Origin of the sequence: Mesotoga prima MesG1.Ag.4.2, from assembly GCF_000147715.2 — a bacterium.
GTDB lineage: Bacteria > Thermotogota > Thermotogae > Petrotogales > Kosmotogaceae > Mesotoga > Mesotoga prima.
On the sequence record NC_017934.1, the window covers coordinates 1,798,921 to 1,812,694 of the forward strand.

Consider the following 13,774-nt stretch of genomic DNA (forward strand, 5'->3'; position numbering starts at 1 on the left):
TAGAGATTATGGTGGTGTTCTAGAATGTGGGATGCGCTTAATCAGATTGAGCTTTCGGTTATGGATTCGCTTAATGCAGTTATGTCTGGACAGTTTATGGATCTCTTTCTCTCGTTCATGCTGTTTCTCGAGAGGGGAGCCTTAGTATGGATCCTGCTTACGGTCTTTCTCCTCCTAGATAAGAAATACCGTAGGGCAGGTTATATGACTTCGCTGGGACTCGGTATAAGTTTACTGATTGCCTTCGTTATCTTTAAGCCCGTTTTCGGGCGGCTGCGGCCGCTCGAGTTTATCGAGGGGTATACTATCATCTTTCCAATTCCCGAGACTTATTCCTTTCCGTCTTCTCCGGTTGCCGTCGCTTTTGCCTACACTGCAGTCTTATGGAACAGCGTCAAAATGCTCAGGGTCCCGCTAGCTCTACTTTCTTCTCTAATAGCTCTGGCAGAGGTTTACGTCTATTTCAGCTATTTCTCGGATGTTATTGCCGGTGCCCTTATCGGTATAGCATGCGGAATTCTCACCGTATGGCTCTTCGATAAGTACACTATTATCAAGCCCGAGAGAAACGACAAGTCTGACAGCTTAGAGTAACTACGTTTCTAGTAGGTGATTTACCAGTCGACCGCTGCCCTGAAGAGGTCGGTGTTGCCTGGAACGATTCCCATAAGGGTTCCTGTAAATGCATATGCGCTGGAAATCGCTACTACTTTACCTCCCCCGATATTGGATGCTACTACAATCGGTATGGGAGGAGTAGCCTCCGGTACATAGGTCACTTCATCGCCACTGGGTACATAGGTAGTGAAGATTGCAGATGATTCCGCAAAGATCGCGACTGTCGCATTCCCTTCCACAGTAAGCTTGGTAGCCATCATCATGGCGATCTTCGCAGAGAGGGTAGATGCAAGCGGGTGGGTCGTGAAGTTATCGGTTGTTATCATCATCTTGTTTCCGCCGATGTTGTTGACGGTATCCGTTACAAGCCCCCACACAAAACCTATGCCAGTATTGAGGCCGTCGGAAAGAGCATCTAGAAAGAAGGTGCTTGCCGGCGGAACCTCAGCAAGGATATCCATCATAATTATCTTGCCTTTTTTGCTGAGCTGTGTTTCCAGTTTGTCTATGTCCGAAGTAGAATAACTAGCGCCGGGCATCGAAAGGATAACTATCGCGTAGTTCTGCGGTTCAAACCCCTCGACAGAGGAGTATTTGTAGTCGTAACCCTTGGCCGCGAGAATAGCAATTATTCCATCGAAAAATTCGCTCTCTTCCCCTCCAAATCTGTTTGCATGGGAGTCATCTATAAGAACAATCTTTGGAAGAGGCTTATCTCCCCATATGCATCCCGAAAGAAGAAAGATCAGAACAACTATCATGAGCGGTACGAAGAAACGTTTCATTTTCTCACCTCCCATCGAGTTCATACGATTGGAGTCGAAAGTTAGATTATACGCGTTGAAGTATAGGGAATTAAGCTGGAGAGACGGTAGGCTATTTCTAGTCTAAGAGATTTCCGAATCGAGTCTAAAGAAACTCCATTCAGACGGGAATGTGTACTTGGAAGTGCTTTGTGCTTTTCATTTAGATACTGAAATAAATCGGACACTTAAATGAATTTCTTCTGTGAATGCTCCGGCATGATCAGGCTACCTTTGAAGGCTGTGTAACAACTCGAATCTCAAAATCGGATAATCGATACTTGCCGCAGGATATCGCCTCTGCCGGTTTTAGGACGCCAAAAGAGGTCAGACAATTATGAAGCGAAAAGCCGCCGTGTATTTGGCCTTTTCTCTACATCGGATTGACCAGGGTTAGATGATAAGCTGAAGGATTCCTGTGAACTAGGTCTCATTAGTTTATAATGTGTATGCGGAATAGGCTAGAATTCGATTAAATCACTTTGGGAGTGTTTATATGCAGAGAGTATCGGATGATTTTGGAAAAAATCTGAGTGTTTCAGCCTCGGCGGCTATGGAGTACGAGTCTCAGGGAGAGAAGATGCTAAAGAGGGTTAACGAGCTTATGGCGGCGAGAGAGGACATTTCTGAACTTCTCGGTATGAATCCGCTATACATAATGTATGACAACAACTCGAATCATCTCCAATTCATCTCAAACGTCATTAAGCTGAACGACTACGATCTCCTGGCGAAGTCTCTACCCTGGGTATATAAGACTTACACCTCGAGGGATTTCTCTGTCGAATTCTTTCCTGAAGTCTTGAAGGCCTGGATGAAGGCGATAGATGAGTTTCTAACTCCGGAAAGCGCCGCTCAGGTAATCGAAGTATATCTTGAAATGTTGGATTCACATAATGCGGCTGTAGAACATGCTCAGGAGGGTCTGATCCAGATGAAGGTTGACGAGGACTGGAAGGCTATCGAGAGGCAAACCGTCTTAGCCCTGCTCACAGGCGATTATAAAAAGCTTAGAGAGATTGCTAACCGTGAAATCAATAGCGAAAAATTGCTCGCCGATTTCTATTTGAAGGTAGTTCAGCCTGCAATGTACGAGATAGGTTACCTATGGCAGACCGGTGAGATATCCATTGCCGAGGAACATCTCGCGACTTCTCTTATGAATAGGCTTATGGCAAGCACATACAGCATGATCGAGACCGTACCTTCGCACCCCAGAAGAAAGGCCGTTGTGCTCAGTTCGCAGAACGAATACCACGAGCTTGGAGCAAGGATACTTGCCGACCTTCTTGAACTGAGCGGCTGGAATGTCAGCTATCTCGGAGCAAATACACCGGTGTCCGAAGTGCTCAAGCATCTGAAGAAGAATCTTCCTTTTTTGCTGGCGATCTCCGTTACGATGTCCTTCAATCTCGATCTCACGAAAAAGCTAATTCAGTCCGTTCACAATGATAGTGACTTCAAAACAATGAGGATCATGGTCGGAGGTCTGGTAATCAACGAATCAGAGGATCTCTGGAAGAGACTGGGTGCCGATGGAACTGCCGAATCGGCCGATGAGGCTATCGAGCTTGCCAAACAATGGTGGAAAGAGCGTGAATGAGCTAAGAGAGGCTATCCTTTCGAATAAAGATGATTTCTTTTCCGCTCTCGAGAATCTATCTGGAGCAATCCTTATTCTCTTTGACAACGAAGGCAAGATCCTTGATCACAGCCCCTCTCTGATTTCTTTGGTGGAGAAAAGTGATACTCTCAAAGGCGAGAATATTTGCAATCTTGTTGTGGACAATTCCCAAGCACTATTGAAGAGATTTGGAGCGAAGCCTGTAAGAATCGGTCTTAGCGATTCAAGATCGAACATTCATCTAGTGAGCGGATTTGTCATGCTTGTCGACGAGTCAAGGAGGCTGTTTCTAGGCGTGAAGATTGGCCTTTCGGCCGGAGACATTATGGAGAGCATGTCGAAGGTTACGGATGAGCTCGCATCGCTTACGAGAGAGCTAGCGCGTAAGAACAAAGAGCTTCAGGCTGCAAATAAAGAGATAGAAAGGCTGATGAACTGCGACCCGCTGACTGGATTGTCGAACAGACGTGAATTCATGAACAGGCTAGATAAAGAGATAGAGAGCTTATGCTCGACCTGCAAGCCTCTTTCCATAATAATGGCAGACATAGACGACTTCAAGAGAGTCAACGATACTAGAGGCCACCCCGAAGGCGACAGAGTTCTACAGCTGTTCGCTGATGTTCTAAACGAAATAATCTCACCAAGACGGACTACCGTGAGATACGGTGGCGAGGAATTCATTGTAATGCTTCCCGAAACGACATCAGAAGAGGCTACCGAGATCGCAGAAGAGGTTCGGAAGAACTTCGAGAGAGAGACTGAGAAAAAGCTCGGATTGACAGTCACGGCCAGCTTCGGGGTCGCCACATTTAAGCCTTCAGACACGAAGTCAAGCATACTAAAACGTGTCGACGACGCTCTTTATAGTGCAAAATCCGGTGGAAAAAACAGAGTGGTGCGTTGAAAGCGGGCATATCTGCTGAAGAAGGCCAGTTCCCATTGAAACAAGACGCAAGGCGCCGAAAAACATCGGCGGACGCAATGCCGACTCCATTGAGAAGTGATTCTGGGAAGAGCATCCCAGGAAGTGATGCGCCGAAAGATCCCGGCGGAAGTGATGCCCGGAGGATCATCCGGGGAAGTGAGGCTGCTTCGCAGGAGGGAAAAAAACCAGTCTGCTGCGCAGGCCAGTCAAAAGGCGAGAATCGTCGCCGCCAGTGAAGGCTTCGCCTTCGCCAGCACCACCTCACGGGAGAAGAACCGCTGAATGCTGCAAATAGCCGTCCTTGGTCCTTCGCCCGCGCCAAGAAGCACCGGTTCTTCGTTCCGAGGCTGCGCGTCCAGGTTGGAACCAGATCCCGAAACAAGTTCGGGATGACAATGTGAGGGACTTCCCAAACGCGCTGCCCGAATAACTTTCTCAATTACAGAAAAACCCTGAATCTATGAGCCTTTTCCGTTCGCGGGACTCCATACCTTGTAATCGATACTCCGTGCTCGGCGTCATGAACTTGTTTCAGCATCTATGTTCTTCTACAATAAATCGAAAAAGAGTCTTGTCGACAGTTTCCATTGCTCTTGATAGAAGGGAAACAGAGCCCACGGCGCTTGTTTACTCCTTAAATGCTTCAATTTAGGTAACTTCTCCGATCAAAAAAATTATACTCATGAGCACTATAGTATAATTGTCTTGAAAAGAATTGTACTTGCGCACAATTTGGAGGGCAAAATGATACCGGATCAGTTTTCCTCTAATTCACCAGGAAAAGTGAAGAAGATAGTCGGTCCGAGCTTCACATACTGGGCGTTTGTACCTAATCCCTTACCACCAAAGCTCGTATATGACAATGACCTTCTGTTTTTTCTCGGTGAAGCAAATCGAGCGATGGGAGAGTTTTCGGGGTTTCTTTCTGGGAGTCCAGGATCGCGATTATTGATCAGGCCTCTCTTTCGCAGGGAAGCCGTTGCTTCGTCACAGATCGAGGGAACGACTTCGGACATTGAAGATCTCTACTTTTTTGAAGCTGACCAAAATAGTGTTCCCTTGGCAGATGATGTTCGGGAGGTGTCGAATTATCTAAAGGCACTTGAGTATGGTCTTGAACGCCTGAAGTCTTTGCCGATTTCAACACGACTTTTCAAGGAGTTACATTCCGTGCTCATGTCGGGAGTGCGCGGAGGCTATTCATATCCCGGAGAATTAAGGAGAACGCAGAACTGGATTGGAAAACCGGGCTGCACTTTGAATGAAGCTGATTATGTACCCCCACCTCCCGAAGAGCTGAACGATTGTCTTGGCGAACTGGAGAATTTCATCAACTCTGAATCTAGACTACCTCCACTTGTTAGGTTGGCTTTGGTTCATTATCAGTTTGAAGCCATCCATCCATTTGTGGACGGAAATGGGAGGGTTGGGAGGCTATTGATCTCTTTACTCAAAACTTATTGGGGACTGATGGATCAACCGGGATTGTATCTCAGCGGCTATTTCGAAGCTAATCGACAGGAATACTATTCAAGACTGAGAAGCGTAAGCTTTGAGGGCGACTGGAATGGATGGATTTTCTTCTTTCTCAAGGCGATCCTTCAGCAGTCTGAGCTAGGAAAGAATAAGCTGAAGGAGATCATGGATCTTAGAAGCAACTGGATAGGTCGTCTAAAACCTGTTTCTTCAGCCCTTCCACTAGCGCTAATTGATTCTCTATTCGAGAATCCTGTAATTACAATTCCGCTAGCTGCTGAAAGACTAAACGTGACTTACGTTAGCGCCAGAAGGGCGGTCACTGCTTTGTGTGAGAAGGGAGTCCTTTCACAAACAGATCAAAGCAAATACGGAAAGAAATACATTGCTTCAGAGTTGATTGAGATTGTTAAATGAAGACTCGTCCTCCAGAAGTACCAAGTATATTGGAGATGCTGCTTTTGGCAGGAAGCATTCTCAGGTCCACCGTCAAAGGTTCTCCGTCCTCCGAGGAGACTAAGAGCAGAAGTGATGCGGCTTTCAGCGGGAAGCACTCAGAAGCCGGTCAAAAGGCGAGAATCATCGCCGCCAGTGAAGGCTTCGCCTTCGCCAGCACCACCTCACGGGAGAAGAACCGCTGAATGCTGCAAATAGCCGTCCTTGGTCCTTCATGGACCCGTCCTTCGAAGAGCAGTTGCAAGTTGCTGTGTGCCAAGAAGGCGAAGAAGGAAACTTCAAGCCATGCTTAATTGAAGATGAGGGAGGGCCCCTCGAAGCCGCCATGCAGGTGGAGGCTTCAAACCACCGTAAGCTGCTGTGGTAAAGAGCCATGGTAGTGAACGTTACGGGAAAAGGCGGGACAGTGATCCCGTCAGGTGAGTACCAGAGGAGACGAATACAAGTGAATCACCGTGAACGTGTCGTAACAACTACTAGTGTCATCTAAACCGGGAGGTGCAACTATCCCGGGATAAGTCTGGAGGAAACCTGCTTACTGTCCAGATGGTGACCGGCATATAGGTGGCGTGACCCTGGTACAGGCTTTGATTAGGAACTTGGGAACCTGGATCTGGATGTTAAGGGAAAAGCCGCAAGTGGAAGAACCCACGAGGGTGAAAGTACCGATGCCAGATTCAGGGGCGGAACAGTCCGTAGTAGTGATGAAGCTCCTGTAATGGGAGTGGAGCGAAGGGACTGTGTTATCCAGTTTTGTTGGTTAGTCAACCAACTCTGTGCAGACAACCGAAAGGGAGGAACTGTGAACAGAGACAAGGAAGGAGCCAGCAGACAAGATGAGGTCGTATGAAATCCCCAAGAAAGTAGTACTGGAAGCATTCAAGAAAGTGAAAGAGAACAGAGGGGCAGAAGGAATAGACGAGGTAAGCCTGGAAGAGTTCGAAGCCGATCTTGACAACAATCTCTACAAGATTTGGAATCGAATGACCTCGGGCAGTTACTTTCCACCTCCAGTAAAAGCTATAGAGATAGAAAAGAAGAGTGGAGGAAAGAGAGTACTGGGAATCCCCACAGTGGGGGACAGAGTAGCCCAGATGGTAGCCAAAATCTATCTCAATCCCCTGGTAGATCCATACTTCCATAAGGACTCCTACGGATACAGGGAGGGAAAGTCAGCGATAGATGCCCTTGAAGTAACGAGGCAGAGATGCTGGCGGTATGACTGGGTACTGGAATTCGACATTAAAGGACTGTTCGACAACATAGACCATGAACTACTAATGAGGGCAGTCAAGAAACATGTGAAGATTCCATGGCTAATACTCTACATAGGGAGATGGCTGAAAGCACCCTTTATGCAAGCGAATGGAAGAGTCGAAGAGAGGAGCAAGGGAACGCCACAGGGAGGAGTAATAAGCCCTGTACTGGCTAACCTCTTCATGCATTACGCCTTCGACAAGTGGATGGAGAGAACTCATCCGGATAAGCCCTTTGCCAGATACGCAGATGATGGAGTGATACACTGTAGAACTCTGGAGGAAGCCAGGCTTCTTCTTGAAAGTCTCAAAGAAAGAATGGAAGAATGCAAACTAAAGCTTCATCCAGAGAAGACCCGTATTGTCTACTGCAAAGACGATAAAAGGAAGGACGAGTATCCAAACACAAGCTTTGACTTTCTAGGATACACCTTCAGAGTCCGTAGCTGCAAAGACAGAAATGGGAGAATCTTCTACGGCTTCAATCCTGCAGTGAGTGAACAGGCAAAGAAGGCGATGAGACAGAAGATCCGGAGAATGAGACTTCAAACCAAGTCATACCTGAGTATTGAAGAACTCTCAGAAAGAATCAACCCGGTAATAAGAGGTTGGATAAACTACTATGGACACTTTCGCAAATTTGAGATGTATACAGTACTGAGTCGGCTACACAAAGCCTTAGTTCAGTGGGTAAGAAACAAATACAAGAAAAGGAGAGGTCGTACAAAAGCGGGTAAATGGCTAGAAGCTCTTGCTCGCAGGGAGCCTCATCTATTTGTACACTGGACAATGGGGATATTCTATATGGCTGGATAATGGGAGCCGGATGAATCGAGAGATTCAAGTCCGGTTCTGAGAGAGCCTGGGGGTGAAATCCCCCTGGGCTACTCACCTGTTCCAAGTTGCAAGCTGAAGCCCAGAGAAAGGAGTCAAATGCCGTCATTCCGACAAAGCTCCTGGTCGGAATCTTGATGCTCTTGCTTCACGATTTCGATCAACGAAGAACAGGTTTTTTATTCCGAGAACGGAGAACCATTCAACGGCGAACCAGTTTCTCTTGCTCTTTCCTACCACCAACCCGATACCCCCAACCACGGTTTCCCGAAGAGCAGATCCCGAAACAAGTTCGGGATGACAGAGTAAGGGACTTTCGAAAGCCGATATCGAGATAACTTCCTCAGTTACAGTGAAACCCTGAATTGGTGAGCCGGTTTTGTTCACGAAACCCCAGACTCGAAACCCGAGCCCCGTTTTGTTAGGTCTTTTTACTTACAACTTGGAACTGGTGAGTAGCCCAGGGGGATTTCACCCCCAGGCTCTCTCAGAACCGGACTTGAACCTCTCGATTCATCCGGCTCCCATTATCCAGCCGTATAGAATATCCCCATTGTCCAGTGTACAAATAGACGAGGCTCCCTGCGAGCAAGAGTTTCTAGCCATTTACCCGCTTTTGTACGACCTCTCCTTTTCTTGTACTTGTTTCTTACCCACTGAACTAAGGCTTTGTTAAGTTGACTCAGTACTGTATACATCTCAAATCTGCGAAAGTGTCCATAGTAGTTTATCCAACCTCTTATTACCGGGTTGATTCTTTCTGAGAGTTCTTCAATACTCAGGTATGACTTGGTTTGAAGTCTCATTCTCCGGATCTTCTGTCTCATCGCCTTCTTTGCCTGTTCACTCACTGCAGGGGTGAAGCTGTAGAAGATCCTCCCGTTTCTGGCTTTGCAGCTACGGACTCTGGAGGTGTATCCTAGAAAGTCAAAGCTTGTATTTGGATACTCGCCCTTCCTTTTATCGTCTTTGCAGTAGACAATACGGGTCTTCTCTGGATGAAGCTCTAGTTTGCATTCTTCCAGTCTTTCTTTGAGACTTTCAAGAAGAAGCCTGGCTTCCTCCAGAGTTCTACAGTGTATCACTCCATCATCTGCGTATCTGGCAAAGGGCTTATCCGGATGAGTTCTCTCCATCCACTTGTCGAAGGCGTAATGCATGAAGAGGTTAGCCAGTACAGGGCTTATTACTCCTCCCTGTGGCGTTCCCTTGCTCCTCTCTTCGACTCTTCCATTCGCTTGCATAAAGGGTGCTTTCAGCCATCTCCCTATGTAGAGTATTAGCCATGGAATCTTCACATGTTTCTTGACTGCCCTCATTAGTAGTTCATGGTCTATGTTGTCGAACAGTCCTTTAATGTCGAATTCCAGTACCCAGTCATACCGCCAGCATCTCTGCCTCGTTACTTCAAGGGCATCTATCGCTGACTTTCCCTCCCTGTATCCGTAGGAGTCCTTATGGAAGTATGGATCTACCAGGGGATTGAGATAGATTTTGGCTACCATCTGGGCTACTCTGTCCCCCACTGTGGGGATTCCCAGTACTCTCTTTCCTCCACTCTTCTTTTCTATCTCTATAGCTTTTACTGGAGGTGGAAAGTAACTGCCCGAGGTCATTCGATTCCAAATCTTGTAGAGATTGTTGTCAAGATCGGCTTCGAACTCTTCCAGGCTTACCTCGTCTATTCCTTCTGCCCCTCTGTTCTCTTTCACTTTCTTGAATGCTTCCAGTACTACTTTCTTGGGGATTTCATACGACCTCATCTTGTCTGCTGGCTCCTTCCTTGTCTCTGTTCACAGTTCCTCCCTTTCGGTTGTCTGCACAGAGTTGGTTGACTAACCAACAAAACTGGATAACACAGTCCCTTCGCTCCACTCCCATTACAGGAGCTTCATCACTACTACGGACTGTTCCGCCCCTGAATCTGGCATCGGTACTTTCACCCTCGTGGGTTCTTCCACTTGCGGCTTTTCCCTTAACATCCAGATCCAGGTTCCCAAGTTCCTAATCAAAGCCTGTACCAGGGTCACGCCACCTATATGCCGGTCACCATCTGGACAGTAAGCAGGTTTCCTCCAGACTTATCCCGGGATAGTTGCACCTCCCGGTTTAGATGACACTAGTAGTTGTTACGACACGTTCACGGTGGTTCACTTGTATTCGTCTCCTCTGGTACTCACCTGACGGGATCACTGTCCCGCCTTTTCCCGTAACGTTCACTACCATGGCTCTTTACCACAGCAGCTTACGGTGGTTTGAAGCCTCCACCTGCATGGCGGCTTCGAGGGGCCCTCCCTCATCTTCAATTAAGCATGGCTTGAAGTTTCCTTCTTCGCCTTCTTGGCACACTGCATCTTGCAACTGATCCTTTGCTCTTTCCAACCTCCGACCTCCGACCCCCAACCACGGTTTCCCCTTCAAAACCAAGATCCCGAAACAAGTTCGGGATGACCCTGAACAGGAGACCCCAAACAGGAGCATTTTGGCGCAGGGTTTCAGGACAGGCTCAGTGGGATGACAACTGACGGTTATTGCGAAAAGGCTAGATTCCGTCATTCCGACAAAGCTCCTGGTCGGAATCTTGATGCTACTGCTTACGATTTCAACCAAGAACGAAGAACAGATCCTCGCTCTTGAACGAGCAACGGGTTCTCCTCGGTGAACGGAGAACGATTCAACGGTCAACCACTTTCTCTTGCTCTTTAGAATCTCCAACGAAGGTTTCTCAAAAGACCTTAGATTCTTCATCTCAAAGAGAGGAAGCGAACTACAGTGTTTTCTGCCTTCAGCGCGCGGTCGAAGTTGCCTGTCAAGATATCATCGACGAATCTATCAATGCAACTGAATAACCGACCTATTATGTGTAGATTGAAACCAAGGCGAGTTTTTTTCTACAAAAATGGTCTTTCCAGCGTGAAGTTGTGATAAAATCACGATAGTAGACGGAGTCAAGATTGTACCAGATACCTGTGAACAGGAGGGGTGATTGTTATGTCAAGAACTGTATTGATGCTCGCCGGTGTGGTAGTCCTGGTTATGGCTCTTCTAGCTTCATTCAACGTCGGAGGTATTGTAATACCCGCCTGGTACGTTTCATTGAAATGGATAGGCGGTGCTATTATGATCCTTGTTGCTTATATGGATAAGGGCAAGAAGGCTAAGTCGGACTCTTAGTATTACAAGGCCCGGAGGATTCTCCGGGCCGTTTATTTGTGATATCTCGTTATGAATCCTTTCGTTTGAAGTTTCACTTTCTTATTTCAAGATCTTTCAGTATCTTTGGCGCTTCATGAAGCTCTGAATTTGGCACATCATACTGGTCGCCACGGCTGTCTTTCTCTTCAACGAAGAACTCCGGTATTACATTGTGCCTGCGAATCAAATTATATTCTGAGGCTTTGAGGCGCTATGACCGTTCTTTTTCTTTAAGCGGTTTGACTAGTTTTTTGATTTCGGGGGAGTCGACTCCTGACTTTTCGATTGCCAAGAGGATTTCTCCAATAGCGGGATTAGATCTCTGACCGTCACCAAGATTAGGTACTCTGCTCAGTCTGTCTAGTTCTCTTTCGATTGTTTCAACGACTTTCATAAGAACAGATGTGGAGGTTGTTCGAAGAGAGTTAGAGATGATCTTCGCAGTTTCTGCTTTCAGAACGGGATTTATCAGCCACCCATTATCCAGGACGATCCTAACACGGTCATCGTCAGAGCACGAAGGGTCTTCGGATACAGCATAAAGCAGTATACGCCACAGGATAGGGGCCCTGGATCGTCTCCACCATTCGTAATAGAAGTTCCTGTCTTTGTTGTCGGTTTTTATCAAGTGAAGGATCGTATCACGTACGAAATCTATATAGATATGAAGCCATTCCGGGCTCGATTCCGGCTCGCTCTCTTCGATGGTCTTTCTCGCGCTGCAAATGCTGTCGTACTCTCTTACCGAGCCGTTGATTACCGACATGTCTGTGACGGCCTTCATTAGCTGCGAGGTAAGAATCGAAAGGATGTCTTCATGTAGTATATCAAGGTTTGGTTCAATGATCTCGGACCAAAATTTCTTCAAGCAATCGGTTTTGACGAGAGGCTCAAGATCGTATTGCCTGTGAAAGAGGGAAAGCTTCGCCGGTTTTCCAGTCTGAGAAAGAGAGAAGAAGCTCTGTATGGCCTTCGTGATTATCCATGGGTTTGTGGTGACATCGACCTTCTTCAGGGCTTTCAGCATTGCGAGACATGGAGTTTCTCCTTTGTGCCAGTTGTTGAGGATCAGATTCAACCATTCTGCCTGACAGGTATCTGGAATCTCCAGATCACTGTCTGCCATTTGTTCCACGATCGAAGAGACCAGATATGGGTTCAAGGATGATCTTCTAGAGGCCAAGAAAGTCAGGTGTTCCTGGCTGCTGCTTACGAAAGCAGTTTTTACGAACCAGCGGGTTAGAGACTTTTCGATCTCTGTGAGCGGCTCTTCCTCGCGGAAGAGATTATCCAGCATCGCTTTCGAATCGAGCCATTCCACCCATGCGAAGCCCTCAGCGAAACGACAAAAGACCTCTGTGAGGTCTTCACGGTTGAGACAGTATGTTAGGTAACTGTCGACCTTTTGATCTATTCCGGGTTTCTTGCCGGCAATGCTTTTAATTCTGTCGGTATGGATTTCAAGATCTGAACTGGCCAGGGAAGTCCAGTTTTCAAGAGCCTTCTGAAGTTCGTAATGAACTTTCTTCTTTTCGGGTGTTAGGGGATAGGAGACGGGAATCACATTGATCTCTTTCCACCTCTCGGCATCGCTCGCGCTGACAAGTGCGTATCTATTCGATTGCCTTATGTCCAGTCCTCTTGCCAGATAATCGACTATGGTATCTCTGTGACTGTACCCTATGAAAAGAATCGTGTAGTCCGATAGGTACAGATCCCTAAGAAAGTCCCTCGCCCAACCTTCGGTTAGGTAAGCTCTTCCGAAGTCCCTGTTCGTAACGACAAGCCATCTAGAATCCTGTTCCACGTTTCCGTGAAGATATACTATTCCCCTGAAGTCATCGCCCCTCGGTAGAGCGGGCGCTCTGAAGATATCGAAGCCGTCGTATCTCTCTCCGTAATTCTTCAAAACGGTTAGAAAGTGCGCGTCGTAATTTGTCGTTACGATTTTGAGGTCCCGGGCGCTCTTGAATAGAAGAGGAATAAGGTTGTGAAGCTGCGACGGTCTAGAGGTTTCTCTACTCATAATCTGTTTTACGATTTCGTGGACGCCCTGTCCGCCATTCTTGGAGTTTAGACTGCCGAGAAAGACGTCCGGAGGTTGGACTCGCTGCTGTTTGACGTAGTATTTTTGGCCGTAGCTTTTCGCGACGGCTTTTGCGAGGTCGACAAAACCGGGTATGTTTGAAGGAGAGGCCATTGAAACGCCGGCACCCGCGAAGACTACCAGCCTTTCTTCCTCCTGCGCCCTTATTAATTCTGTAGGAATATCTACATGGTCTGTTAAGAGCATTATTCCTCCCGCCGTCTCTCTTTCTAATAACCTTCATTCACAAATTGAGACCCTTGAATAGAGAGCGTCCTTGATGCAATGATACTCCATTGCCGAACACGGTGTCGAGGAAGGTGCTTAATCCAAGAGGCTTTACCTAGAGAGAAAAACCGAATCTGGCGTCTTTCATGCCTGTCTTGAACGGTGGGAAAATGCGTAATTCTCACGCCGTTTTCTTCGTATGTAACTCCGCCCACCTTCATGTAGGGAAATTTCTTTGCGAACAAATGGGATCTAGATTTGGTTTGCCTG

Annotated in this window: 12 protein-coding genes; 7 read left to right on the forward strand and 5 right to left on the reverse strand. The window is 47.2% G+C overall.

Features of this window, described 5'->3' with window-relative positions:
- The first annotated feature begins 24 nt into the window (after positions 1–24).
- The gene (locus THEBA_RS08380; RefSeq protein ID WP_014731222.1) at positions 25–594 is read left to right on the forward strand and encodes a phosphatase PAP2 family protein; all 570 of its coding nucleotides are present in this window, start codon (positions 25–27) and stop codon (positions 592–594) included.
- A gap of 20 nt (positions 595–614) precedes the next feature.
- Here the strand turns inward: THEBA_RS08380 and THEBA_RS08385 are convergent, their stop codons facing one another.
- Positions 615–1,403 carry a hypothetical protein gene (locus THEBA_RS08385; RefSeq protein ID WP_014731223.1) on the reverse strand — a complete coding sequence of 263 codons (789 nt, stop codon included), beginning with the start codon at positions 1,401–1,403 and terminating at the stop codon, positions 615–617.
- A 514-nt stretch (positions 1,404–1,917) separates the two neighbouring features.
- Here THEBA_RS08385 and THEBA_RS08390 point away from each other — a divergent pair.
- From THEBA_RS08390 to ltrA (THEBA_RS08415), 5 genes are all read left to right on the forward strand, one after another.
- The gene (locus tag THEBA_RS08390; protein ID WP_014731224.1) at positions 1,918–3,024 is read left to right on the forward strand and encodes a cobalamin B12-binding domain-containing protein; all 1,107 of its coding nucleotides are present in this window, start codon (positions 1,918–1,920) and stop codon (positions 3,022–3,024) included.
- Positions 3,017–3,952: a GGDEF domain-containing protein gene (locus tag THEBA_RS08395; RefSeq protein ID WP_014731225.1), complete on the forward strand. Its 936-nt coding sequence runs from the start codon at positions 3,017–3,019 to the stop codon at positions 3,950–3,952. Before THEBA_RS08390 ends, THEBA_RS08395 begins: the two co-directional genes overlap by 8 nt.
- Before the next feature lie 765 nt (positions 3,953–4,717).
- Entirely contained in the window at positions 4,718–5,866 is a 1,149-nt protein-coding gene (locus THEBA_RS08405; RefSeq protein WP_014731226.1) for a Fic family protein, read from the forward strand.
- Positions 5,867–5,910: 44 nt separating this feature from the next.
- Entirely contained in the window at positions 5,911–6,090 is a 180-nt protein-coding gene (locus THEBA_RS14410) for a hypothetical protein (protein ID WP_158309303.1), read from the forward strand.
- 651 nt (positions 6,091–6,741) lie between these two features.
- Positions 6,742–7,977: a group II intron reverse transcriptase/maturase gene (ltrA, locus tag THEBA_RS08415; protein ID WP_014731228.1), complete on the forward strand. Its 1,236-nt coding sequence runs from the start codon at positions 6,742–6,744 to the stop codon at positions 7,975–7,977.
- 123 nt (positions 7,978–8,100) lie between these two features.
- On the opposite strand, the gene THEBA_RS08420 is transcribed toward ltrA (THEBA_RS08415), so the two are convergent.
- From THEBA_RS08420 to THEBA_RS14415, 3 genes are all read right to left on the reverse strand, one after another.
- Positions 8,101–8,382 carry a hypothetical protein gene (locus THEBA_RS08420; RefSeq protein ID WP_236609129.1) on the reverse strand — a complete coding sequence of 94 codons (282 nt, stop codon included), beginning with the start codon at positions 8,380–8,382 and terminating at the stop codon, positions 8,101–8,103.
- Positions 8,383–8,522: 140 nt separating this feature from the next.
- A complete protein-coding gene (ltrA, locus tag THEBA_RS08425) occupies positions 8,523–9,758 on the reverse strand; it encodes a group II intron reverse transcriptase/maturase (RefSeq protein ID WP_014731229.1) in 1,236 nt (411 codons plus the stop codon).
- Positions 9,759–10,227: 469 nt separating this feature from the next.
- Entirely contained in the window at positions 10,228–10,377 is a 150-nt protein-coding gene (locus tag THEBA_RS14415; RefSeq protein ID WP_158309304.1) for a hypothetical protein, read from the reverse strand.
- 609 nt (positions 10,378–10,986) lie between these two features.
- Between THEBA_RS14415 and THEBA_RS08435 the strand changes: the two genes are divergently transcribed.
- On the forward strand, positions 10,987–11,169 hold the full coding sequence (locus tag THEBA_RS08435) for a hypothetical protein (RefSeq protein WP_014731231.1): 183 nt from the start codon (positions 10,987–10,989) through the stop codon (positions 11,167–11,169).
- Positions 11,170–11,401: 232 nt separating this feature from the next.
- Here the strand turns inward: THEBA_RS08435 and THEBA_RS08440 are convergent, their stop codons facing one another.
- The gene (locus THEBA_RS08440) at positions 11,402–13,483 is read right to left on the reverse strand and encodes an SIR2 family protein (protein WP_014731232.1); all 2,082 of its coding nucleotides are present in this window, start codon (positions 13,481–13,483) and stop codon (positions 11,402–11,404) included.
- Between the last annotated feature and the right edge of the window lie 291 nt (positions 13,484–13,774).

Excerpts from the sequence above, each read along its gene's own strand:
- THEBA_RS08380 (WP_014731222.1), top strand. The coding sequence starts at position 25 with ATGTGGGATGCGCTTAATCAGATTGAGCTTTCGGTTATGGATTCGCTT.
- THEBA_RS08385 (WP_014731223.1), bottom strand. The coding sequence starts at position 1,403 with ATGAAACGTTTCTTCGTACCGCTCATGATAGTTGTTCTGATCTTTCTT.
- THEBA_RS08390 (WP_014731224.1), top strand. The coding sequence starts at position 1,918 with ATGCAGAGAGTATCGGATGATTTTGGAAAAAATCTGAGTGTTTCAGCC.
- THEBA_RS08405 (WP_014731226.1), top strand. The coding sequence starts at position 4,718 with ATGATACCGGATCAGTTTTCCTCTAATTCACCAGGAAAAGTGAAGAAG.
- ltrA (WP_014731228.1), top strand. The coding sequence starts at position 6,742 with ATGAGGTCGTATGAAATCCCCAAGAAAGTAGTACTGGAAGCATTCAAG.
- ltrA (WP_014731229.1), bottom strand. The coding sequence starts at position 9,758 with ATGAGGTCGTATGAAATCCCCAAGAAAGTAGTACTGGAAGCATTCAAG.
- THEBA_RS08435 (WP_014731231.1), top strand. The coding sequence starts at position 10,987 with ATGTCAAGAACTGTATTGATGCTCGCCGGTGTGGTAGTCCTGGTTATG.
- THEBA_RS08440 (WP_014731232.1), bottom strand. The coding sequence starts at position 13,483 with ATGCTCTTAACAGACCATGTAGATATTCCTACAGAATTAATAAGGGCG.